Origin of the sequence: Gordonia sp. CPCC 205333, from assembly GCF_048537885.1 — a bacterium.
Taxonomy (GTDB): domain Bacteria; phylum Actinomycetota; class Actinomycetes; order Mycobacteriales; family Mycobacteriaceae; genus Gordonia.
This window is the reverse complement of the sequence record NZ_JBCLVI010000003.1, coordinates 779096-805805: the sequence shown is the minus strand read 5'-3', so window position 1 is coordinate 805805 and position 26710 is coordinate 779096. Positions and strand designations below refer to the sequence as shown.

Below are 26710 nucleotides of genomic sequence, written 5' to 3'. Positions count from 1 at the left end.
TAGGCTAGCCTAACTAAGGTGAAGGTAACTTCTTGGCCCCCAGAACTTGCGGAACGGTTTCGCCGGGACGGACTTTGGCGTGGGGAGACTTTTGACGACGTGCTGCGCGCGCGGGCCGAGGATTCATCGAGCGCCGACAGGGCCGCGGTAGTCGACATCGAACGTCGACTGACCTATCGCCAGCTCGATGAACGGGTGGAACGTCTGGCCGCGGGCCTCGTCGCCCGCGATATTGGGCCGCACGATCGGGTCCTGCTCCAAGTCCCCAATCGGGTGGCCTATGTCGAGATCGTCTTCGCGCTGTTTCGGGTGGGAGCAATCCCGGTATTCGGTTTGCCCGCTCATCGCGAATCCGAACTCGTAGGTATCGCGCGTTCATCGGAAGCGGTGGCGATGATCTCACCACACGCGGACTCGTCGTATGACTATCTCAGGCTCGCCGACTCCATTGCGGCACAGGTTGATTCGATTCAGCAGTTAATCGACGTCGACAATTTGGAGGCACTCTGGGTCGATCCTGTCGAACATCCCCGCGCCGATCCGTCCCAGCTTGCCTTCCTGCAACTGTCGGGCGGCAGCACTGGAATACCCAAGTTGATCCCGCGGACCCACGACGACTATCTGTACTCCGTCATTCGGAGCAACGAACTGTGCGGCGTCGACGCCGATACCGTCTACCTCGCTACTTTGCCTGTCGCCCATAACTTTCCGATGTCGTCGCCGGGAATACTCGGTGCCCTGTACGCCGGCGGCACGATTGCACTGACCGCGTCGCCCACGCCGTCAGTCGCGTGGCAGATCGTTGAACGTGAAAAGGTCACGATGACCGGACTGGTCCCTCCGCTGGCGCGACTCTGGACCGAATCTGCCGAGCGGGGAACCGAATTCGATATTTCCTCACTTCAGACTATCCAAGTCGGTGGCGCTCGCTGCCCAGACGAGTTGGCGCGTCGGATCGGCCCCGCGCTCGGTGTCACTTTGCAACAGGTCTTCGGGATGGCCGAGGGATTGGTGTGTTACACGCGTCTCGATGATCCGATCGAGGTCGTGACCACCACCCAGGGGCGGCCGATGTCGGACGACGATCAGGTGCGTCTGGTCGACGAGGACGGGGAGATCGTGCGCGAAGGTCCGGGATTTCTGGAAACCCAGGGGCCGTACACGATTCGAGCCTACTGGGCTGGTGCGGGCACCACGTCATTCGCCCCCGACGGTTGGTATCGGACCGGCGACGTCGTCGAAATCACCGCCGAAGGCAACTTCGTCGTCCGTGGTAGGGGCGGGGATCGCGTCAATCGGGGCGGCGAGAAAGTCTCCGCCGAGCAGCTTGAGGAGCAGTTACTCGAGCATCCCGGTGTGCGCGACGCCATCGTCGTGGCTCAGCCTGATGAATACCTGGGCGAGCGAACCGTCGCCTACCTGTTGGCCGTCGACCCCGACGAGCCGCCGACCCTTCCGCTGATCCGGAAGTTCGTCCGCGACTCAGGGCTCGCCGAGTGGAAATTGCCTGACACGGTAAAAGTTCTGGACACGTTCCCTGAGACCGGCGTCGGCAAGGTGAGTCGGCGAAAGTTGCGCGAGTTGTTGGCGGCCCCCGCTACCGGGTGAGCTGTCTCGATACCCGCGCGTCTCGCACTCGACGAGCGTGGTAGTTCGCAATCGATTGTCGGTAGTTTCCGCTGGTCGCGTGCCGGCGAGGCGCTAGCCGAGTCGCGTGTATCGAGACCACTTCAGCGGGTAGCCAACACTTGCTCTCGCCGCATCCCGACCAATCCGCGCAAGGTCAGCGCGGCCACGACGCCGAGGATCGCCAAAATCACGCCGTAGTAGACGATTGCGTCCGACGCCGCCCAGATCGTTCCGAGGAGGCCCGCGACGAGGGCGCCGACTGTGACTCCACCGACCTCCTGTGCCATCCAAATACCATTCACCCGGCCGAGTAGTGGGCCGGGCGTGTGCTCCTGGATCAGGGCGTACCGAATCACCTCGCCGACGGCATCGAGAAACCCGATGACGAACAATACGACGATGGCCAACCACGCGAACGGTGCTAGGCCGAAGAGGATCTGGAACCCGCCGGCGAGAATCAACACGATGAGCAACAGTCGCCCAGGTCGCGTGACGCCGGACATCCAGCCACTCGTCAAAGCGGCCACCATTGCTCCGGCCGCGACTGCGGCGTAAAGCAGGCCCGTCGCCGCGGCATTCTCGTTGAATCGCTCGGCGACCAACGACGGCAGCAATGCGACAAGTCCGGTGCCAAGCATGGTGACGACGCCGACGATCATCACGCCGGTTACCACTCGCTGAGTACGCAGGAAGTCGAGCAGTGATGGTGGTTCAGGTTGCGCCACAGCATCTTCCGCGGCAGGCGCCGCCGCCGCTGGGCCGCCGGTAGGGGCCGTCGGTGGCATCGACGGCAATCCCACCAGGATGAGCACCGTCACCACGCCACCCAGGGTGGCCACCGTGTACGCCCATTCAACACCGGCGCCGGCGATGATGAAACCGGCGATACCCGGTGAGACCGCCGCGCCGATCCGCACGGTCAATGAGTTGATCGCGCCAACCGCCATCAGATGTTCGGCCGGGATGAGTGTCGGTACCGCCGCCATGAGCGCCGACGTTGACAACGCGCCAATCAGTCCATCGACAACCGCGAGAAGATAGACCACCCAGACCAGCGGTTCCCCGCCGAAGACGCCGAACGCGTTGGCGGCCAGGCCGGCGAAAGATAGTGCCGCACCGCTTCGCCCGATGATGATGAGCAACTTGCGATCGAACCGGTCGGCCAGCACGCCGCCGAGCAACATGCCGATGAAGGTGCACAGGCCCGTGACGGCAGTCGCCGCACCGACATGTGCCGACGATCGCGTGAGGTCGAACATCTGAACTGGGACCGACACCAGTAGCAGGCCGATGGCCAGCAGTGAGATGAGTCGGGCGACGAATACCCGGCGAAATGGAGCGCTGACGCGCAATGGAGTGAGGTCGATGAGGACCTGGGACGCGGCGCTCATGACGCTCCTGTCGATGTTGTGGTGTCGCTGGTAGGTAGCTGAGTCTCGGATCGGCTCACCTCGGTGAGGGCGTCGAGCCAACGGTCAGCCAACCCGACCACGGTGTCGGCATCGATGAGCCGCGGCTGATACGTCCACGTCGCGCGCAGACTCGTTCCGTCGGGACCGTCGAGTGTCGTGATGTCGACGATCAGGCCATACCCGGCGGGCATCTTCTCACCCGGGCCGACATCTGCCGATTCGGGTGCCATGCCCCAGTCGTCGAAGCCGAATGATCGGTATCGCCCGAGATAGTTGAATTCGATTGCGGCACTTGGCAATTGCTGGCCACCGAGATAGCGAAGTAGGCCGTAACCAATCCCGTCGTCGGCGAATCCGGCTCGGCGTTCGGCGACCTGGCGCGCCTGCTCACCCGGTGTCGCAGAACCGCCGACCGCTACCGGGTGCACCGCGGTAAACCATCCGACGGTGCCTGAAAGGTCCGCGCCCGGAACCAATTCCTCGATCCGGCCGTGGCCTTCGAGATCGACCAGCGTCGGTGTTCGGGCGGCGGTGCCGAATGCGCCGAGGAGTACATCGTCGACAGCGACACCGAGCTGTGCCGGAATTGGGCCGAGAATCTGCTGCGCTACCGCCGCATCGACCTGCACGTGGTGCACGCGCGCGGAGCCCTGTATGTCGCGGCGTGAATCAAGTTCGTCGGTGAACAGCGCGTGCGCATTCGCCGACGAGACGGTTTCGTGCCACTGTGACAATTCAGCTGACCGGTCCTCGTTGACGAGTTCGCGCACGAACGCACCGTAGTCGGTGGGTGCGGCCGCGAGCGATACCGAATCAGGAGAGCGGCCATCGGCGAGTTGCGTATAGACGGCGATGAACTCGGGGACCACCGTCCGCCACGACACGCCGTCGACCACCAGGTGATGAATCTGTAGCAGAAGGCGACCCGGCTCGTCGCCGAAATCGATCAGACTCGCCGACACCATCGCTCCGGTGAGTGGATCTAGTCGTGCCCGCGCGCGCAGCGCAACCGCGTGGATGTCGCGGTCCGTCTCGACGACAACCGTGGGATACATTCCGGCGGAGAGGCTTTCACGTGGCGGAAGTTCGAATCGCCAGGATGATTCGGAGGTAATCAATCGAGCTCGCAACATATGATGACGTCGCACCAGCAACCGGAGGGCCTGGTCGACGAGTGTCGCGTCGATGTCGGCTGGCACGGTCAGCAGTGCGGATTGATGGAACCCCGCAATCACTTCCGGACGGCCGTCGGCTAGTTCCTGCAACCAGCGCACAATCGGCAATGCGGGTACCGGTCCTGATTCCACGCGGTCGAGGGTGACAGTCGATGCTGTTGCGGTAGGGAGGAATTCGGCGAGTTCGCCCGCCGTGCGATAAGTCATCACCTCGCGTGGCCCGACGGTGAATCCCTCAGTGCGCAGTCGGCTGACGAGGGCCATCGCGACGATTGAATCACCACCCAGTTCGGCGAAGTCGTCGTCGAGACCGATGGTGTCAACCGGCAGATCCAGTACGTCGGCGAACGCTTGACACAACTGCTTTTCAATCGCCTTTTCCGGCTTGCGGATTCGGGACTCGATCGTGGGGAGTGGCAGGTTGCGCCGGTCGAGCTTTCCGTTCGGCAAGGTTGGGAACCGGTCGAGGATCACAATCGCCGACGGCACCATGTAATCCGGCAGCACTGATCGGGCGGCCGAGCGCAGTGTCACCGAATCCAGTTGTGCGCCTTGTTCGGCGACCACGTAACCGATCAGTCGCCCAGCACGGGCGACGGTCAGCGATTGTGACACGCCGTCGACTCGCGCGAGCGTTGCTTCGACTTCGCCGAGTTCGACCCGGAATCCACGGATCTTCACCTGGTCGTCACCGCGACCTCGATACTCCAAATAGCCTTCGCGAGTCCAGCGGACCACGTCACCGGTGCGGTACATCCGTGAGCCGTCGGTATTGAACGGGTCGGCGACAAACCGCTCCGCGGTGAGATCGCCGCGATCGAGGTATCCGCGGGCCAATCCGGCGCCAGCGAGATACAACTCGCCATAGACTCCGTCAGGCGCCGGCAGCAGTGCGGTGTCCAGCACATAGGCGTGGGTGCCATCTACCGGACGCCCGATCATTGGATGTTCGGTGTCGCGAGCCCGCGCGACCAGTGCGTCCACCGTGCCTTCGGTTGGCCCGTACAGGTTGTAGGCGTCCGAGTCGGTCAGCATCCTCAGTCGCTGCCATTGCGCGTCCGGAACCGCTTCGCCACCGAACCCGATGGCAGCCATGCGCTCTGGTGCGCTACCGAGACGCGCGAGATGCGAGGGTGTCAGCTCAAGGAAATCCCATTCTTCTGAAGTCAACTGTGCGGCAAGTGCTTCGGCATCTCGTTGGGTGTCTTCGTCGACGATGACCAACTCGTGTCCGTCGAGTAGCCACAGTTGGGGCTGCCACGAAGCGTCGAAGGCCAACGACCACGCATGGCCCACCTTGAGCCGCCGGCGGCCGGTGCGGGCCTTCGCGGGGTCATAGAGCATGCGCCGATGACTGGCGAAAAGATTCGTCAATCCGCGGTGCGGCACGACGACACCCTTAGGTGTGCCGGTGGATCCCGACGTGAAGATCAGATAAGCGGGGTGCTCGGGTAGCAGTGGCCGTGCCCGCGTTATCGCTGGCACGTCTACCGAACTCACCGATAGCAAGGGGTCGTCGAGGCTGTCGATTACCCGAATCGGCCGAGCCAGTTCGGTCATTGCCGCAACGCGTTCGATCGGCGTCGACGGATCGATCGGCAGGTATGCGGCGCCGGAATAGAGGACCGCAAAGATGGTCTCCAATGCGACAACGGTTCGGGGCAGCGACACAACCACGACGTCTTCGGCGCCGATGCCCTGCGCGGCGAGTTCTGCTGCTATCGCCCGGACGCGCCCGGCGAGTTCGCCGAAGGTGCGGCTGCCGTCGGAGCCGGATAGTGCGCGAGCGGTGGGGTCGGTCACGACAGCCGCATCAAACAGTTCGGCGAACGTTGCAGGCGGTGGGCCCGACCGGAATGTATCGCGGTATTCGGTGCCGATCCGGATGTCGAGTCTGCGTAACGATGCGTCAGGATCGCCGACCATATAGCTCAGAATCGTCTCGAGTCGCGTAGCCATCGCCTCGACGGTCGCGCGTTCGAATAGGTCGGTGCTGTATTCGATGACGCCGCCCAGTTGTGCGTGCGGACCCGAGGTGTCTTCGACGAAGTCGAAGGACAGGTCGAATTTGGCCGTTGTCGGTGCGGGCAGGGCGGTGTCACCGGAGAGGTCGAGTTGTCCTTCGACGTACATGACCATCGTCTGGAAGAGCGGATTCATCGCCGTGGAGCGAGCCGGTGACACCGCTTCGACGACTCGCTCGAATGGCAAATCGCGATTGTCGAAGGCGGCGAGGTTGTTCTCGCGGACCGAGGCGAGAAGCTCACGCGTCGACTCCGGCGACTCGACGTCAGTCCGCAGTACAACGGTATTGAGGAAATAGCCAACCAACTGATCGAGTCGCGGATCGTTACGCACGGTGACCGGTGTACCCAGCGGAATGTCGCCGCCACCGCCGAGCCGCGACAGCAGCACGGCGACCGCTGCCTGGATCACCATGAACATAGACGTCCCGGTCGCGTTCGCGAGTGTTCGCAGATTGTCGGCCAATTCGGTTGGAACACGCAGGAATACGCCGTCTCCGCGACCGGACGGCCGCGCGGGACGCGGACGGTCGTAGGGCAATGCCAACTCTTCGGGAACGCCCGCGAGGGTATCGCGCCAGAAATCGAGTTGGCTCTGTGCGCGGTCGCCAGCGCACGCGTCGCGCTGCCACGCGGCGAAATCGGAGTATTGCAGCGGCAGTTCGGCCCAGTCGGGTCGCCGGCCGGCCAACCGGGCCAGGTACGCGGTATCGAGATCAGTGCGCAGCGGCGCTGCCGACCACTCGTCAGTCGCGACGTGATGCATCGTGAGCACGGCGATATCCGATGTCGCGGTGATCCGAATCGGGATTTCCGTCTCGAGGTCGAACGGATAGGCCGCCGCTACCGCGAGATCAGCGGCGTCGGCGGCGACCGACACCGGCACCACTGGCCGGTCAACCAGTTCCGGCCGTTGCTCCGGGTATCGAGTGCGCAAAATTTCGTGACGTTCGACGACATCGCCGACGGCTGCCCGCAGTGCCTCAATGTCGATGGGCGTGGACACAGAGGGTCGCCATAGCAGCGGGACGTTGTAGGTCGATGACGGCCCGGCAAGCGCGTCAAGGGTCAGCATTTGCTCCTGACCGAACGAGAGGACCGGCTCGGTCGACGCCCGGCGGGCCAGCGCTACCGCTCTCGGCACGGTAGTCCCGACACCGTCGAGATATGCGGCAAGCTGGGCGACAGTTGGCCGATCGAAGAACACTCGCAGACTCAGGTCGATCTGTTGTGACTCCCGGATGGCATTGATCGCCTTGATAGCCAGTAGCGAATGTCCGCCCGCCGCGAAGAAATTCGCGTGAATGTCGGTAACCGGGCCACCCAAGACCGCCCCGAACGCCTCGGCGACCGAGATCTCGGTCGAAGTCGTCGGCGCCTCGCCTGCCGTTTGGGTGGGCAGTGGCAAGGCCCGCCGATCCAATTTGCCGGTGTGATTGAGCGGGAATTCGTTGAGGACCACAAGTGGGGCCGGCACCATATACGACGGCAGAACTGCGGAAAGTCGCTCGGTGAGACTACTCGCGAAAGTGGAATGCTCAACCGACTGGTCGTCAGGTACCACCCACCCGACCAAGAAATCACCGGTCACCGCGACTGCTGCGGCAGCGACACCGTCGACCGCTCCGATGACCGTCTCGATTTCACCAAGTTCGACCCGGTTGCCGCGAACCTTCACCTGGGTATCCGCGCGGCCAACGTAATAGAGGACGCCGTCGCGCCGCCGCACCAAGTCACCCGTGCGATAAAGACGCTTACCGGTTTCGCTGGTCGGGTCGGCGACGAATGACGCCGCGGTCAGATCCGGACGACCGAGATAGCCACGAGCCAACGCGACGCCGCGCACATAGAGTTCACCGACACTGCCGTCAGCGACCCGGTTCAAGGAGCTATCGAGGATCAGCAGATCGGTGCCAGCGACCGGCCCGCCAATCGGCACCGGCCCTGACACCTCTCGCTCCAAGGTTTCGTCGGTCACGACCACAGTCGTCTCAGTCGGACCGTAGGCGTTAGTGATACGCAGTGGTGTGATGCGATCGTCGTGTTCGGCCGCGGCAAGGGCGCGCGCGACCAGACCTGCGGTAAGCGCCTCACCGCCGGCGATGACAGACCTCAGGGTAGGTGTCCGGTCTAGGTAGGGGACGAACAGCTCGAACACCGATGGAACGAATACGGTTGTGGTGACGCCGAATTCGGCGATGATGTGTGCTTGTCGTTGCGGATCACGTTGTGCCCCCGGTTCGGCGACGACAACCGAGGCGCCTGCCGCGAACGCCAGCAGTAGTTCCCAGGCCGCACCGTCGAATCCTGCGGGCGTCTTGGCCAAGACCACATCGTCCGGCCCGAATCCGCCGGGATAGCTGTCCAACCGCCAACGCAGCACGTTGACAATGCTTCGATGCGAGACGACTACGCCTTTGGGGCGACCGGTGGATCCCGAGGTGTAAATGACATAGGCGGCGTCGTCCGGATCGTTCGTGACGACGACGGGATCGATATCGTCTTGGTCGGCGAATACCTCGTCCGGCCCTAGCGTCACCGTCGCGAATCCCGTTGTGCGCCTGAGGTTGACCTCATCGACGAGAACGGCGGTTGGTGCGGCGTCGTCGAGAATGAGAGCGATACGCTCATCGGGCAGATCGGCATCGATTGGCAGATACGCCGCGCCCGCGCGCAGTGCGGCCTGTAGCCCGACCAATTGCGCGATCGAACGGTCCATCAAGACGGCGACCACGTGGTCTCGTCCGACTCCGGCACTTCGCAGTCGAGCTGCGGTGCGGTTGACGAGATTGTCGAGTTCGGAATACGACAGTGCGCCACCAATTGTGTCGCGCAAGGCGATTGCCTCCGCACGCGCGTTGGCGGTCGTTCGGAACAACTCGGTGAGGGTGAGATCGTGATCCATCGCGGGCGGACCGCTCTCGGCGGCGAGCAGGCTGGCGGTCTCGGTGTCATCGAGGAGTTCGATGGCGTCGATGCGGATCGCCGGATCGGCCGCCACGGCGTCCAGTGTCCGGCGTAAATGATCGAGCAGGGTGGTTATGGTGTGGGGATCGAACTGCTCGACGGCGTACTCGAGTGCGATGGTCAATTCGCCTGACGCGGTGATGTCGACGAAGGTGAACGCCAGGTCGAATTTCGCGCCGATGGCGGTGAGCGGCTCGAAAGTCGCTGGAATACCAAGAAATTCGCCTGGTGTACCGTCGAGCGGCAGATAGCTGACGCTGACCTGGAACAGCGGGTTGCGACCTGCGACACGATCGGGCGCTAGTTCTTCGACGATCCGTTGGAAGGGCACATCGGCGTTGTCGAACGCGGTCAGATCGGTGGTACGGATGCGGCCAAGTAGCTGCTCGAATGTGGGATGACCGGCGACGTCGGCTCGTAAGACCTGGGTGCCGACGAAGAAGCCGATAAGATCGTCCAGTGCCGGGTCCGATCGCCCGGAAATCGGGGAGCCCAGCGGGATGTCGTCGCCCGCGCCTTCTCGGTGGAGAAGGGCTGCCACGGCCGCCTGCAGCAACATGAACATGCTCGCGCCGGCAGATCGCGCCGAATCGGCGAGTTTGGCGCGGGTATCGACACCGAGGACTATGGTCTCGGTCGCGGCGGGGCCAGGACTACCGGGCACTCGTGCGCGATCACGCGGCAAGGTCAGTTCGGCGGGCACGTCTGCCAACTGTTCGGTCCAGTACGCCAACTGCTGATCGCCCGACTCGGCTACCTTATCCCGGTGCCACACCGCGTAATCGGCGTATTGCACTGGTAGCGGGGCGAATTCGGGTGCGCTACCCGCGACGCGAGCCGAGTACGCGAGGGTGAGATCGGTCAGCAGTGGTCGGTCGGACCACTCATCGGTCGCGATGTGATGCATACCGATAGCCACGATGGCCGAAGTGAATGCGCCGGCGGCGTCGCGGAGTTCGGTAACCCCGACCCGGATCGCTGGCTGCTCGCGCAGATCAAATGGGCGGGTGAGGATTTCGGCTGCACCCGCGGTCAGTGCCGCTGGGTCGGCCGCAGCGTCGACCGACGCCGTTATCCGTTCGACGTGAAGAAGGTCGGGAACCTCACCTAGCGCCAGGATTCGTTGGTGCACATCATCGCCGGAGTCATCGATGACGGTGCGCAATGACTCGTGACGGGTGACGACATCGAGCAGCGCCAGTCGCAACGCCTCGATATCGATGGGTTCGTGCAGCCGCACCACGTGCCCGTAGTGGTAGGACACGTCGGCCGGGTCGAGTTCGTAGAGAACCCAGAGGCGCTCCTGCGCCGGTGACAGCGGAATGGTGTCGGAGCGGTTGCCAACGGGAATATCCGAAGCAGTGCCGGTATGTCGTGCGCGCCGAGCGATCTCGGCAGGCGTGCGCGCCTCGAAGAGATCCCGGATGGCGAGTTCGGCGCCAGTCGCGGTCCGTACTGCGGCAACAAGTTTCATCGCTGCCATCGAATGCCCGCCGAGTTCGAAGAAGTCGTCGTCGACGCCGACCGCTGATTCTCCGTCGACGCGTGAATCAAGTCCGAGTACTTGCGCGAAGACCTCGCACAGCGTGCTTTCGAGATCAGTTGTCGGGGCGCGACGTACGGTGGTGCGCTGCGGCTCGGGCAACGCCGCGACGTCCAGTTTGCCATTGACTGTCATCGGGAACGTGTCGACGGTGGCAAACAGGGTCGGCACCATGTAGTCGGGGAGTACCGAACTCAGTTCGCGGCGCACTGCGGTGAAGTCGATCGTGGGCGGTGACATATCGGACTCTGCTGGAATGACGTATGCCACAAGACGTTTGATATCGGGCGACGACGGATCGGCCGCCGCGATCACCGCGGATCCAGCGATTTGCGGCAGAGCGGTCAATGCGGCATCGATCTCACCCAATTCGACCCGATAGCCGCGAATCTTCACTTGATCATCGGTGCGCCCGAGAAAGTCGAGATTGCCATCCGGGCGGACTTTCATCAGATCGCCGGTCCGATACAGCCGGCCGCCACTGCGAAAAGGGTCGGCGACGAAGCGTTCGGACGTCAGATCGGGCCGCCCGAGGTAGCCTCGTGCGAGTCCAGCCCCGCTGATATACAACTCCCCGGCAATACCGGTCGGCACCGGTCGAAGCCACGGGTCGAGTAGATGCGCAGTGGTGTTCCAGATCGGCGTGCCGACCGACGACGTCGGCGACTCGTCGGTGCCGATTCCGAGGGTATTGATGGTGTATTCGGTTGGGCCGTAAAGGTTATAGCCGAAGGTGGCCGGGTGGTCGCGCAGATGCGTCCAGACCGGGTCGCTAACCGCTTCGCCGCCAAGCAAGACCAGCGGCGGTACGTGACTATCCGAGCCGGGCGTCAGGAGTCCATCGGCGAGTAACTGGGCCGCATAGGTCGGGGTCACGTTGACCACATCGATCCGATGTGCGCGACAGTAGTCCACCAATGCGGTTGAATCGCGTCGTAGGTCTTCGTCACATACGTGCACAAGGTGTCCTTCGACGAGCCACAGCAGCTCTTCCCAGGACATGTCGAATGCGAACGAGACGGTATGAGCGATCCGCAGTTGCCCGGTGATACCTGCGGCGGCTGCCAGCTCGATCGCGGGCGCGAATACCTTCTCCCGGTGATTGAGTTGCATATTCGTCAGACCGCGATACGGGGTGATGACCCCCTTAGGCTTGCCGGTAGAGCCCGAGGTGTAGATGACGTACGCGGGGGAATCTGGATTGACCAGTGGCGCAACCCAATTCGGGTCTGACACGGCGGGCAATTGATCGATGAGAAGGGTGGGTAGACCTGCCTCGGCGAAACGTACGGCTACCTGCGAGTGTGTGAGTACCAGCAGCGGAGCGGCGTCGTCGAGGATGGCCCGGAGGCGTTCGTCCGGGTGATCCAATTCCAGCGGGAGGTAGGCAGCGCCGGCACGCAGGATCGCGAATAGTGCCACCACGGTGTGCATTGTTCGTGGAATAGCTAGCGCCACGACGGTTTCCGCACCGACGCCATTCTCGGCCAAAATCTGCGCGCACGCGTCAACCGCCGCGTCGAGTTGCGCGTAGGTCATCGATCCGCTGTCGGTGACAGCGTAGGAAACCAACGCTGTCGCGTCTGGTGTTGCCGTGGCCTGATCGGCCAGCAGGTCGGCAACCGTGCGTTGCGGCAACTGGTGTGAAGGACCCGCCAACGCCAGGTCGTCAGGCAACGTGAGCGCGAGCGCGCCGACCGGCGATCGCAGTGCGGACCCGATGCCTTCCAGCGCGATGCGTAACCGTGTGACGATGGCTGCCGCAGTGTCGGCGTCGATCAGGTCGTCTCGATATTCGAGGCGGAATGAGATTTCGGCGCCGGGACTTACCACTAGCACCAACGGGTAGTGGGTATGGTCCAGGCTTCCCTCGCCGACGACGTCGTGCAGTGCGGACTGAGCGCGTTCCTCCTCATCGGTCCGAAAATTCTGCAGGACGTACAGGACGTCGAACAATGCGTTCTGCCCGGTGTCTTCGAGTAGCTGCGCGAGCCGAATATGGTCGTAGGCCATCAGATTGACTCGGTCGTCTTGAACCCGGCGCAACAATTCGACCAGGGGCTCCTCAGGCCGCAATATCGTCCGCACCGGAACCGTATTGAGAAATAGTCCGATCACCGTATCGATGCCGGGAACCTCAGTCGGCCGTCCGGCCACGGTTGATCCATAGGCGATGTCGGTGCGGCCGAGCACTCGGGACAATGTGAGGGTCAGGGCGGTCGACAGCACCGTGTTCAAGGTGACTCCGGCGGTCCGTGCGTCAGCGCGTAGCCGCTCTGACAGATCAGGGCCGAGATCTACCTCGATGCGTCGCGGCGGGCGGGGAGCGGCGCCCGCCGCCCGTGGCGCGACAAGCGACGGTTCGTCGTAACCCGCCAGAGTGCGCAGCCAGTGCGCTCGGGCATCGGTGTCGTCGTTGTGCGCGACCCACGAGAGGAAGTCGCGTAGCGACGCCTCGCGTGTCGGCACCGCGGTGCCGTTGAGATAGGCGAGTAGCCGGGAAACGAATAGACCGCCAGACCAGCCGTCCCACAACATGAATCGGCGATTGACGACCAGCCGGTCCCGTCCGCCGGGCAACTGGATCAGTGTCATCCGCCACAGGGGTGCGTCGTCGAGTGGTATGTCGGCACGGCGGTCATCGGCGAGGACCTTCTCGAGCGCCTGCGTCGCGCCGGGTGATGTCACGTCGTCGAATGCCGACAGATCGACCTGAGCCAGTCTGGGCGGCACGTCGGCACGGATGATCTGGACGGGTGTGCCGTGATGATCAATGAAGGCCGCCCGCAATTCAAGATTGTCCGCCATTAGTTGTTCGGCCGCACGCCGCAGTGCGTCGGCGTCGATTCGATGACCGAAATCCAGCCAGAACTGGGCGGTGTAAATGTCGTCGTCGGCATCGACCTGAGCCTGGTAGAACAGACCTTCCTGCAGCGGCGCCAGCGGCCAGATGTCCTCGATGAGTCCGTAGCGGGACTCCAGTGACGCCAGCTCCGAATCGTCGAGCGGAATCAAGGTGTCGGCGGCGAATTCGGCGACCGCCGCGGTCAGCACGTCGATGACCGCTTGAGCGTCGCGGATACGAGTCGGATCGGCGCTCGCCTGTACCACCCACTGTCCTTCGACGCGGCGAATATCGACGCTCAAGCGATGCCCGGTCGGCAGACCATACTCGCCGATCAGGATATCGGCGTCGACGATTTCGCCGGACTCGGTGGCAGCGTCTAGGGCAACAGCTACCTGCGGCGACAGGTAACGCAGTGCGTCGAGCGGCGGCCCGGCCAAGGGAGTGTGTTGCGACACAAGAGGATTGACTCGGACAGGACTGAGTGCTTGCAGGGGACCGGTGGTTTGCGCGGCGTCCGGGGTCCGGAGATCGACGGCAAGGTCGATCAGCAATTCGTCGGGCGCTGCCTCTGCCCACACGCGGGCCAAGGCTTGCGTGACGACGGGCAAAAGCGCGGCCGAATCGGCCTGCGGGGGACGCCGGGTCCCCGCGATATCTAGTGGTCGACTGGCGGTCAGTATTTCTCGAATGTCGATATCGGAGTCTGGCCGAGGTGCACCGGCACCGGGCGCCATGATTTTCAGCCACTGCGGCAGCTCTGACGGATTCGCCGCACTCGCGATGAGCCGGGTCGCGATATCGGGCAGGGGAATCGCGCATGGTGTGAAGTCGATATGTCGTCCATCGGCGAGGTCATCGAGGGCGGTCTGTAGATCGGTCTCCAAAAGCGCCGCCGATACCGGATCGATGAGCGCTGCGGGTAGATCGACACGTACGTGGCCGGTGTGCGAGTCATATTCCGACACCGGCGGGATGTACGCGCCAGTCGGCTCGGTAGTCAGGGTCCACAGGATTGGCAGGGGCCGCGCGAGAGTGGTGCGCAGCGCCGCACGGCGGGTCGCCAACAGGGCGAGAGCGGAGTCGATATCCGCGATGTCGGTGCCGGGAGCAGCCGTCGCGTTCAGGCGCCGGGGCTCAAGTGTGCCCGGGTCGATACCGGCCGTGCGTAACCGGTGGATCGCGGGTGTCGGTGGCACCGGCCCGGACACCTCGAGAATCGGCGCGGGAGCGATACCGGTCGACAATTGCTCGAAGCGAGCGGTAGGAGCTTGCGAAAGCAGCGTGACGAACTCGGCGAAAGACTCGCCGATACGAGCCGCGCGCGACGTCGCGGATTCGACTGCGCGGATGACGACTTCGGCTGGCATTTCCTTGCGGCGCAATTGGATTTGGATCTCGACATCGGACACGGGGCCGGACGCGAGACCGTGGGCGACGAACTGTTCTCCACCGATGGTCTGCCGGGTCGTATTGGCCATCACGTTCACGCCGAGGCCGAACATCCGATACGGCGCTCGTGGGGAATCGGCCTGTGCGGCCAGCGCGCGACCGATGTCTTCGCCGCGGAACCGACTGTGCGACAACAGCGCGAATAGTGCGCGATCGACTTTACCCGCCGCGTCGGCGAGGTTATCTCGTGGATCGAGCCTAACCCGTAACGGCAGAACGCTGGTCACCATGGCCGGCGCGGTGCGCACGACCCGATCGAGCCGGCCAGTCACCGGTAGGGCGAGAACCAGATCTGTTGCGCCGGTGGAGGTGTGAGCGAAGGCAGCGGTGGCGGCGATGAGTAAAACCGCGGGCCGCACGCCGGTTTCACTGGCCACCGCGCGCAGGATGGTGAGTTGTTCGGTTGGAATGTCGAAACGGGCGGCGACCAAGCCGATACCGGGCTCAAGATCGTCGGGGAGTAGCCGCACCGGCGCCGGTCGGTCACCCATTTTCGTCAGCCAGTAGTCGCGGTCCTGGGCAAAGCGGTCGCCGTTGCGATACTCGTGTTCAGCCGTGGATACCGCGGACAAGTTCCAGTCAAACTTGCGGTCCTTGGCGTCGTAGAGGTCGCGAATAGCCGTGGTGAAATGGATCAGGCCAAGCCCGTCGCACACGAGGTGATGAACTTTGACGTAGAGGAAGATGGTGTTGTAGTCGGCGCGCAATACCGCGAAGCGGCTCAACGGCCCATTCTCGACATCCATCGGCCGAGCCATGTCGGCACTCATCCAGGCGTGCGCATCTTTGCCACGAATATCGACGAATTCCAGTGACCAATTCTCGGCAGGCAGGATGCGCTGGTGGACCTCGCCGTCCACCACGGAAAAGACCGCACGCATCGCTTCGGCTTTGGTCAATGCCGCGAACAGTGCGTCGGCTAGCCGATCGACATCGATGGAGCCGTGGAATTCGGCGAATAGGCCCGTGTTGTAGAGCGTTGGGTCTTGCACCACCTGCATACCGAAGTAGATATCGCGTTGCCCGGCCAGTGCAGGCAGTGCCTGTTCGGCGGTCAGGTCACTTGGGAATGACGGGTCCGCGTCAATGGCATCGTCGAGCGTGGTCATGAACGAACTCCAGAATCAGATTGCACGACAAGGGTTTCCACCGCGCCACGCCAGGAATCGGCGAGGCGGGATACGGAGTTGGCGTCGAGTTGATCGGGTAGGTAGGTGAAACGCGCGGCGATGACCGGGCCGGATGCCTCGTCGCGGCATACGATGTCGATCTCCAACGGGTATGCGGCACCGAGATCGGGATCGGCCGTCGCATTGAGGGCGGTTGATTCGGCGGACGGCTGCCAGGGCGCCCCGCCACCGACGGAGAATCGGCCAAGGTAGTTGAGCAGTACGCTCGGGCGGCTGAGCGTAGCAAGCGCAGCGGACAGTTGCGGGTTGATATACCGCAGCATCGCGAATCCCGCACCCGCACTGGGCATCTGACTCCAGGCCTGTTCGGCTGCGATGACTGCCGCATCAACCGTGCCGACCTGAGCCAGCCGCAGCGGTGCGAAGGTCGTGAACCAGCCGACCGTATGCGAAAGATCAGCGGGCAGGCCCGCGACATCGGTGTCGCGGCCGTGACGTTCGGTGTCGACCAACAGATCGGCGGTGCCGCAGGCCGACGACGCCGCAATTCGCAGTGCACCGAGAAATACTGCGGTGATGCCGACGTCGAGGGTTGCCGGGACATCAGTCAAGAGTTGGCTTGAGGTTCTGGTGTCCAGGTCGATGACGAGGTGTCGCTGTTCGCCGACCGTCCCCGCTTTGCCGGGACGACCGGGTACGAGTTCGCCTCCGGGGGCAAGGATATTGATCCAATGCTCGGCTTCGGCGAGCAGCCGCGGGTCGGCGGCTATCGTATTCATCGCGGCGGTGTAACTCGCCAGCGATGTAGTCGTCGGGAGACGAGTCGGCGTGCCACCCGTGCTGCGTTCTTCGTAGCAGGCGGCCAGGTCGTCGAGAAGAATTCGCCGCGAAACACCATCGACCACCAGGTGATGAATCACCAGGATAAGCCGACCGGTTTCACCGGGAGCGGGCCGCAGCAGTGTGGCGGCCACCATGATTCCCGACTTGGGTGCCAATCGCCCTGCGGCGGAGAATGATTCGACGGTGATGGTCTCGGCGACGGTGCCATGCGCGTTAATGTCGACGACCCGGAGCAGGTCGGCTGCCACTGGTGTCCCGGCCGGGCCCGAAGCGAGCGACCATACCGACCCGGCGACGACGTTGAGCGTTGCCCGGAGCGCGGGGTGCGCGTCGAGGAGGTCCTGCAGTGCTGCGACGAGGATCCCCTCGTCCAGGTCGGCTGGAGTATCGACGACTAGCGACTGGTTGAATCGGTCTATTGTGCCGCCGAGTTCGCGTAATCGGTGCGTGGCAGGTAGGAGCCCGAATGTCGTTGGCCCCCTGCTGGACTGGATCTCAGTCGAATCGTCGGGTTCGCCAGTCATTTCCGCTGCGACGCGTGCGAGACCGGCAACCGTGCGGTGGGTGAAGATGTCACGTGGCGTCAGGATGATTCCTCGACGGCGGGCCCGATTGACCAGGGTGGTGGAGACGATGGAGTCGCCGCCGAGCGCGAAGAAGTCGTCGTCGAGGCCGACGGCGTCCAGCCCCAGTGTGTCGGTGAAGATGTCGGCGATTAGTCGTTCGTGCTCAGTCCGGGGCACTTGTGGAGAGGCGGCGTCGGTCAATGTCATCGGAGCGGGAAGTGCTCCGGTGTCGGTCTTTCCGTTGACCGTGCGAGGGATCGCGTCGACCGTGACCACCGCGGACGGCACCATGTACTCGGGTAGGACATTCGCGACCCGAGCGCTGACTACGTCGGGTGTCGTGTCGCCTACGACATATGCGATGACTCGGGGTGAGGTACCGGGGCCGCTCCGGGTGATAACAGCCACGTCGTCGATGCCGTCGAGGGCCGCAATCGCGGAGCGAATCTCGCCTAGTTCGATCCGGAATCCGCGGATTTTGACCTGAGTGTCGGAGCGACCGATATAGAACAGATCGCCATCGGCGTCGCGACGGAAGAGGTCACCGCTGCGATACATCAGTGCTCCGCTACCCGCCGGGTCGGCGACGAAACGAGTTGCGGTGAGTCCGTGTCGATGCAGGTAGCCCGCGGCGACCTGAGGCCCCGAGAGATAGAGCTCGCCGGTCGCTCCGCTGGGAACCGGGCGGAGGTAACTGTCGAGTAGTAGCGCAGTGAAACCGGGAAGCATCGGTCCGACGGCACTGCCCGGTGCCGTGCGGGCGAAGTCGGGATCGATGTGCAGGAAGCTCGAATGCACCGTGGTTTCGGTAATTCCGTACATGTTGATCGTCAGTGCCTGCGGATGGCGACGATGAAAGCCGGTGAGCCGCCTCAGATCCAGTGCCTCGCCGGCGAAGATGACATAGCGCAGCGTCTCCAGTCCCGCATCGGCTGAGGCGAGATCGGCGTCGGTGGCGTCGAGGGCGAAGAATGCGGTCGGTGTCTGCGAGAGGACGGTCACTTGCTCGGTGGCGATCAGCGTACGGAAATCCCGCGGCGATCGGGCGGTGTCTTTGTCGACTAGCGCGATTCGAGCGCCGGTGCTCAGAGCGCCCCAGATTTCGAAGACCGAGACGTCAAAAGCGTATGAGTGAAACAGGCTCCAGACGTCACGCTCATCGACGTCGTACCGGGGGAGTGCCCCGGCCAGCAGCGCGACGGCACTGCGGTGAGTGACCAGGACACCCTTCGGCCGTCCGGTTGAGCCCGAGGTGAAGATGACATAAGCCGGCTGATCGGGATGTACCGCCGGCAGGGATGCAGCGGGGACGTCGGCGCTCAGCGCGTCGCGCAGATAGCTATCGTCCACGGTGACAGTGGGATTCGCGTCGGAAAGGATGCCCGCGATCCGATCGGTGGGTGAGGTGGGGTCGATGGGGACATAGGCCGCGCCGGCCCGGAGAATTCCGACGATCGCGACGATCAGGTACTCGTCGCGGTCGATACTCATTGCGACGAGGTCACCGGCGCGCACACCATCGGTGACGAGGCGTCGGGCAACGTGGGTGGACAGTACGTCCACGTCGGCGTAACTCAGTGTCGAAGGGCCCGCGCTGACCGCGGGCCGGGTGCCGAAACGTGCTGCGGTGGAGGCAAATACGTCTATGAGCGTGGTGTATTCGGGAGAATCGCCGTGCCGGAGTACCGGTACTGCGGGAGTGTCCGGGTCCAGTCGTAGCGCTGCGATCGGAGTACCGGGATCGGTGTTCAGCAGCAACGCCGTGCGCCGAACTCGTTCGGCGAGCGCGATCACGGTCGGCCGGTCGAAGAGTTCGGTCGCGTATTCGATCCGCAGGGTAATGCCGCCATCGGCGGGTGCCTGCGCGAACTCGAAAGTCAGATCGAATTTGGAGGTAGTGCTCGACGGGAATACCGGATCGGCCGTCAGCGCGGCGAATTCCGGTGCCACAATCGGATCGCGGTACTGCACCATGGTTTGGAAGACGGGATGGCGAGCGAGGGACCGATCAGGCGCGAGCGCCCGCACAACGCTGTCGAAGGGGATATCGGCGTGAGCGTAGGCGTCGAGGTCGGCCCGACGGACTCGGGCGATCATCTCTGACAGCGTCGGATTGCCGGACAGGTCGGTGCGGAGTGCGAGTGTGTTGACGAACATCCCGATGAGCGCTTCGGCAGCGGCGCTCGATCGACCCGCGGTCGGTGTACCGACGACGACATCGTTGCCCGCACCCGATGCGGACAACGCGATCGCTACCGCGGTATGCATGAGCATGAACATCGATGCACCTTCGATGCGGGCTCGGTCGGCCAGGGCGGCCAGTTCAGTGGCGGTGAAGGTAACCGCGACTTGAGCCCCGCGGTGATCACGATCGGCGGTTCGCTGCCGGTCGAATGGAAGTTCGGTCTCTTCCGGTGCGCCGGAGAGGTTTTCACGCCAAAAGGTCAACTGCCGACTTGCCAATGAGTCCGGGTCGTCTTCGGTGCCGAGCCGATTGAGTTGCCAGACGGTATAGTCGGCGAATTGAATCGCGGGTGCCAACACCGGCGTGCCGTTGTACCCGGCGGCGAGCTCGTCGAATAGCCGTGCGGCCGACCATTCGTCGGCTGCGATGTGGTGAACAGTGAGTAGCAGTACTGCCTGATCCGTCTTCGCTATCCGAATCAGGTTGGCGCGCAACGGATAGTCCGCGGCGAGGTCATACGGCAGGGCGATGCGTTCGGCCATCGTGGCATCGAGGTCATCGGAGCCGTATGCCACCGTAAGTTCATCGATCCGTACCGGGACCTGTTCGATCGGTGAGATAACTTGCTGACCGTCTTGAATTCTGGTGCGCAAAGTCTCGTGTCGCTTGACGATGTCCCGTAGGGAGTTCCGCAGACGTGGCAGATTGATCGCGCTCGCGGGGGTGAGCCGGACAGCGAAGGGTATGGTGTACGCCGAATCGTCGATGCCGCTCTGGAAATAGAGGCGTCGCTGCGCTGGCGAGAGTGGCAAGGGATCTGGGCGGGTTGTGAGTGCGATCGGCTCGTCGATTGTCGACGAACCGGCATCGAGAAGCGCTGCGATATCGGCGATTACGGGGTTGTCGAAAATCTGCGCGACCGTGAGTGATTGGCCGGTGGTCACTCGCAGTCGGGTTAGTACGCGTGTCGCCGACAACGAATGGCCGCCCAGATCGACGAAGTTATCGTCGAGGCCGGGCGATTCGATTTTCAGGACATCTGCGACGGCGGCGACCACCGCCTGCTCGGTGTCGGTAACCGGTGGACGATGCGCCCTCCGCACGGCTCGGTGCGGTGCAGGCAACGCACGACGGTCGAGTTTGCCACTCGGCGTGCGGGGGATCCGCGGCAATTCGGTCCACGTCGACGGGATCATGTACTGCGGCAATGTCGTTGCGAGTTCAGCGGAGAGTTCGCCGGTGCGGGCGGCGCCGACGACGTAGGCGTCGAGTCGCAAGGCACCGTCGATGTCAGCCCTGGCGACGACGGCGGCTTCTTCGACTGCGTTGAGGGCGAGGATTGCTGCCTCGACTTCACCAAGCTCGACGCGGTTGCCGCGGATCTTGACCTGGGCGTCGGTACGGCCGAGCAACCGCAGAAGTCCATCGGGTCCGATCACGCCGCGATCACCCGTGCGGTACATGCGACTGCCGGGGTCGGAGATGTCGGCGACGAATGCGACGGCGGTCAGGTCCGGGCGATTGCGATAGCCGCGTCCGAGTTGGATGCCGGTCACGTAGACCTCACCCGCCGCGCCAATTCGCGCTGGCCGCAGATGACGATCCAGCACGATGACACCGGCCCCGGGTACCGGCGAACCGACATGGATTTCGGAGGTGATTATTCCGGCCGTGACATCGCCGGCAACTTCGGATGATCCGTAGGAGTTGACGACTTCTTCTGCGGTGGCGCGCAATCGATCAGCGGTGACCTGTGCGAGCGGTTCACCCGAGAGTACCCATCGATGTAGCCTCAGCGAGGTCGTTTCGCTCATCACCGCGGCAAGCGATGGAACGGCAGTGACCTGGTCGGCTTCGCCCGCGATAGCCAGAGCGGACAGCTTGCCTGCGTCCCGGATGGCGTCGTCGGGGGCAAGGAGTACGGTGGCGCCGCTGGCCAACGCTCCGAGTAGTTCGGTGGTGCCGTCGATGAATGCGAGTGAACTCTTCGCGGCGATCACCGATGCGGTCCAGCGGGTAGCTGCCCAGGCGATTCGGTTGGCCAGGCCGACCGAGGTGCCGACCACTGCCTTGGGGGTGCCGCTCGAGCCGGAGGTGTAAACGACATAGGCCGCCGCACCGGGAGCCGGGTGCGCCGGATTCGGAAGGTCGGCTTCGGCGACGGCGCTGGTCCGCCAACGCGCACAGGTCGCCCCATCAACGATTACGTCTGGCGCGGAGTCGTTGAGCATGAAGGAAATCCGCTGCTGCGGATACTCCAGATCAATCGGAAGATATGCCGCGCCGAGTCGTGCGGCGGCGAGCAGTGTGGCCACCAGGTCGGCACCGCGCGGCATCGCGATCGCGACGAGTGACTCTTCGCCAACCCCCAGCTCTGCTAGCTCAAAGGCGAATTGTGCCGCACGACGGTCCAATTCGCTGTAGGTAAGGCGTTCATCACCGATGATCAAAGCGTTGTGGTCGGGTCGATCCGTGGCCACGCCGGCGATCTGCGCGGCGATCGGAACATAGGGCAAGGCGGGCGATTTCGGCATCTCGACATCGGCACCGGGGACCGGGAGGGCGGCAATCGGGCTCTCGGGTCGCGCGACAATCGAATCCAGGTAGCCGACGAGCCGCTCGAGGATCTGCCCAGGCACGCCGCGGTATTCCAGGAGGACTCGGATCTCGTCTTCGTCTTCGACGAGAAGCGTTGCCGGGTAAGTATTTTCGTCTGTGATGGTCGGTCTGACCGCACCGCGGGGGAAAGACTCGAAGACGACGATGGAATCGAAGAGTTCCCCTACGCCGATCGCCGATTGGATATCGCCGAGCGCGAGGTGATGATGACCGATCAGCGCGAACTGCTCACGCTGAATCCGCCGTAGCAGATCACGCACGCTCTCCAGCGGGTTGAGCCGCACTCGGACCGGGACGGTATTGATAAACATCCCGACCATCTCGTCGATGCCGGGAACCTCTGGATTGCGTCCGGAGACGACCGCGCCGAACACCACGTCGTCGGAGTCGTTGACTTCGGCCAGAACCAGGGCCCAGGCGACCTGGACGAGTGTATTCGTTGTGACGCCGGATGACGTCGCGACCGCACGTAAACGGGTGGAGGCTTTGCTACCGAAGGTATGTGAAATCACCTGTGCGGCAGGCAGAGCTGAGTGTGTACGGGACACGGGAACTGAAATGGCCGCCTGGTCGTGCACGGCGGCGATCGGTGTCGGGCCATCGAACTCTGCCAGCGCTCGCGCCCAGGGGGTCACGTCGTTGTCACGCGACCCGAGCCACCGGTAGAACTCACTGATCGGCGCGACGTCGGGTGCAGTGGCGCCCTGATAAGCGGCGACGATCTCGGCGAAGATTCGGTGAATCGACCACCCGTCAACGGCGATATGGTGGGCAACCATCAGCAGCGTGGTTCGGGGCGCGTCATCGACGAGAACGAAACGCACCGGCGGCGGTGCGGTCAAAGAAATGCCGCGCAGACGTTCCGCGGCACGGAGTGCTTCGAGCCCACCCGGCGGAAGGCCGTCGACGGCGTGGAGAACAATCTCGGCACTCGTATGCACTCGGGCGACCGGCGTGCCGTTGCGCCGCCGAGTGTATGAAGTACGAAGGGCCGCATGGCGATTGACCACAGAGGCGATGGCTGCGTGTAGGTGTTCGGCGTCCACCGGGCCGAGATGGGCGGTCAGTTCGATATCGGCGAGGATCAGGTACGGATCGGTTTCCTGCGCTGCGCGAGGCTTGGTGGAGTGATAGACGATCGCTTCCTGCAACGGGGTCAGGGGCAGGACGTCTTCGAGCGCCGCGGTCACAGTAGGTTGTCCTCCATCAGGTCGTCGAGTTCGTCGATGCCGATTTCCGCGGTAGTGGTCGACTGTCCGCCGGTATGCCGGTCGGGTTCCGCGACCGAAGTGGCCGCACTGGCCACCAGGGCCAGTCCGGCCACCGTCGGATGGTCAAAGACATCAAGAGGTGTCACCGTCCACCCGCTGCGTGCGGCGGCTGCGACCAGTCGCACGGCGCCGATGCTGTCGCCACCGAGTAAGAAGAAGCTGTCCTCGGCGCCCACCCGGGGCACCCCCAGAACGGTCGCGAAGGCCGCCGCGAGCGCCTTCTCGGTATCGGTACGAGGCGATCGGGTGTGTCCGGCGAGTGCGGCGAAATCAGGTTTCGGCAGTGCACGACGATCGACTTTTCCGTTGGGTGTCAACGGGATCGCATCCAAAGCGATCAATGTTGCCGGGACCATATAGTCGGGCACCTGGGTAGCGAGCGCGAGTCGAAGCGCATCCAGGTCAAGTGTTGAACTCTCGTGATCGGGTCCGTGGCCGGCGGTCAGGTAGCCGACGAGCCGGCCGTCATCTGCGACAACTACTGCGCGATCGACCGATTCATGTCGCGCCAGAGCTGATTCGATATCTCCGAGTTCGATGCGGAAACCCCGGACTTTCACCTGATGATCGGTGCGTCCAAGGCAAATCAGCGTTCCGTCGGGCAAAGTGCGGGCGACGTCGCCGGTCCGATACATCCGTGCACCGACGTCGCTGAACGGGTCCGCGACGAATCGGGTGGCGGTGAGGTCGCCGCGCCCGTGATAGCCGCGGGCCAGTCCCGCACCGCTCAGATACAGTTCACCTGGGTGACCGGACCGGACCGGGTTGAGTGCGGCGTCGAGAATCCGGATCCCGGTGTTGTCGATTGGCGACCCGATGGATGGAGTTTGCCCGGCGGTGACCAGGGCGCTCGTCGACCAGATCGTGGTTTCGGTTGGGCCGTACATATTCGACACAGACGAAGCGGACTCGGCGAGGCCGGTGGCGACGTCGGCCGGCAGTTGTTCGCCGCCGACCAGGATTGTCAGACCCGAAAGCGCCGCTGCGTGGCCAGCGTCGAGGAACGCCGACCACAGCGACGGAGTCGCCTGCATGTGGGTGACATCGTGGGCGGCTATCAATCGTGCCAGCCGGTCGGGGCTGTGGACGTCGTCGGTACCGGCGAGAATTACCGTACTGCCCGCAACCAGCGGGACAACTGTCTCCAGGAGTGAGATGTCGAAAGAGATGGTGGTGACCGCAAGGACCGATTGCCCTGGGCGATAACCTAATTGGCGAATCATAGCGGTGGTGAAATTGCGTAACGCCCTGGTCTCGACGGCGACTCCCTTAGGTGCGCCGGTCGAGCCCGAGGTGTAGATGACATATGCCGGTGTGAGGTCGTGTGCGCGATGCGGCGCGTCGATGCCGCTGTCGGCGTTCGGGCGATCGCGCCGACTCAGGCGTGTGACGGCGGGTTGTCCGTCGGTGGCTGGCTCGATGATCGCGACCGGGTCGGCATCGGCGAGAGTGGCGGCGATCCGGTCTTCCGGGAATCCGGGGTCGAGGGGGAGAAAAGCCGCGCCGGTGCGCAGAACTCCGACTAGCGCCGAGACTAGCCCAATGCCGCGTGGAAGTCTCACCGCGACAATGTCTTCCGGGCCGGCGAAGTCGGCCGCTGCCGCGATGGCAGCCGACTGAACACGCAGTTGGCCGTAGGTGAGTTTCGTTCCGTCACTGATTGCCGCGATGGCCTCGTCGGGATGACTATCGATGGCGTCGAGAAGCGAGGTGGTTTCGGGGTCTATCTCGGTGGACTCATCGGCATCGCGAATTGCCTGTACGCGCGCAGCGGTGCCAATGGTGTCGAGCGGCAGCGATCCGATCCGTGTGCCGGTGTCGACGATCGAGAGCGACACGAACTCGCCGAGTACGTCGGCGAGGTACCGCAATTCGTCTGCCGAGTAGAGGTCAGCGTCGGCGTCGATCAGAAGTTCTAGGTCGCCGTCAGTTCCATTGTGCGCCAGGTCAAGTGCGTAGATAGACAGGTCTACCACCGGTCCGCGCGCGAGCGAGGTTACCTCAGCTCGGAGGTCGCCGAATTCGACGGTCGAAGAGAAGGGTTTGATATTGACGGTCGGGCCGACCGCGCCGTCGACTCCGATGCGGCGGAGGTCGCGCACGATATCTTCACCGCGATATGACGAATAGGGTTGTAGTGCGCCCATCGCGTCGGTCACCCGCCCGACGATGGCGTCGAGGGTGTCGGCGAGTCCGACGCCGACCCGCAGTGGCACGACATTAACTGTGCTGCACGGGATATTCGCAGCTGGACTACCGAATCGGTTCATCATCGGGAAGCCGAGGATCACGTCGTCGGTTTGGGCCTGGCGAGCGCAGAACGCCGCGATCGCCGCGGCGAGTCGGGCCGGAGAACGGGTGAGGCCACCGGCGCCGCTGACTACGGTACGAGCGGTATGGATGGTGGTAGCGATTCGGTGCGCGCGAGGGGTGTCGGCGAGTGTCAGCGGGCCGGTTACTCCGGCCAACGTGCTCGCCCAGAAGTCGGCGGCACCGGACTTGGGCGCGTCGAATTCGTCCGGCAGGGTAGTGATCGACTTGAACACACGATCATCGGCGAGATTGGAGTACAACTGCGCCGCCCGCCGGAGCAGTAGTCCGAGGCCGTAGGCGTCGATGACAATATGATGCGCCACAACGAGAATTGCGGTTCGTTTGGCCGTGGTGAGGATTTCGACGTTCGCGCACGGCCCCGTGCCCGGGTCGATACCAACCTGAATCCGAGTCTGAGTGTGCGTCTGGATGTTTGCGGGATCGTCATCTAGGCGGACACGTATCGCTTTGATCGGCTGGCCGTGGGCGACATGGACATCGCCGTCGGAGTCCTGATGAAAGACCTGGCGCAGTCCGTCAGCTTCGGCCAACGTCGCGTCCATCGCGGCCTGTAGCCGATCATGGTCGACCTGGCCATGTAATTCGATGAGTTGGGCGACGGTGAATGACGCGGCAGACGGGGTCACCGATTGTGCGAACCACAGACCGCGCGCCGCGGCCGACGCGCGGGTCAACGCTGCTCCCCGGACGGCCGTCGGGTGGCTAGGGGTAGTAG

General features: G+C 63.7%; 5 protein-coding genes. 1 reads left to right on the top strand and 4 read right to left on the bottom strand.

Annotated features, from left to right (window positions below):
- Positions 1-18 precede the first annotated feature (18 nt).
- Positions 19-1608 carry a (2,3-dihydroxybenzoyl)adenylate synthase gene (locus AAFP29_RS13890; RefSeq protein WP_419217938.1) on the top strand — a complete coding sequence of 530 codons (1590 nt, stop codon included), beginning with the start codon at positions 19-21 and terminating at the stop codon, positions 1606-1608.
- Positions 1609-1730: 122 nt separating this feature from the next.
- Here AAFP29_RS13890 and entS read toward each other — a convergent pair whose 3' ends face one another.
- The 4 genes from entS to AAFP29_RS13870 are packed head-to-tail and all read right to left on the bottom strand — an operon-like array spanning position 1731 to position 26669.
- Positions 1731-3020 carry an enterobactin transporter EntS gene (gene entS, locus AAFP29_RS13885; RefSeq protein ID WP_419217937.1) on the bottom strand — a complete coding sequence of 430 codons (1290 nt, stop codon included), beginning with the start codon at positions 3018-3020 and terminating at the stop codon, positions 1731-1733.
- The gene (locus AAFP29_RS13880) at positions 3017-16156 is read right to left on the bottom strand and encodes an amino acid adenylation domain-containing protein (RefSeq protein WP_419217936.1); all 13140 of its coding nucleotides are present in this window, start codon (positions 16154-16156) and stop codon (positions 3017-3019) included. The genes entS and AAFP29_RS13880 overlap by 4 nt, the downstream gene beginning before the upstream one ends.
- On the bottom strand, positions 16153-23580 hold the full coding sequence (locus AAFP29_RS13875; RefSeq protein ID WP_419217935.1) for an amino acid adenylation domain-containing protein: 7428 nt from the start codon (positions 23578-23580) through the stop codon (positions 16153-16155). Before AAFP29_RS13875 ends, AAFP29_RS13880 begins: the two co-directional genes overlap by 4 nt.
- A complete protein-coding gene (locus AAFP29_RS13870; RefSeq protein ID WP_419217934.1) occupies positions 23577-26669 on the bottom strand; it encodes an amino acid adenylation domain-containing protein in 3093 nt (1030 codons plus the stop codon). Before AAFP29_RS13870 ends, AAFP29_RS13875 begins: the two co-directional genes overlap by 4 nt.
- Positions 26670-26710: the final 41 nt, after the last annotated feature.

Excerpts from the sequence above, each read along its gene's own strand:
- entS (WP_419217937.1), bottom strand. The coding sequence starts at position 3,020 with ATGAGCGCCGCGTCCCAGGTCCTCATCGACCTCACTCCATTGCGCGTC.
- AAFP29_RS13880 (WP_419217936.1), bottom strand. The coding sequence starts at position 16,156 with ATGACCACGCTCGACGATGCCATTGACGCGGACCCGTCATTCCCAAGT.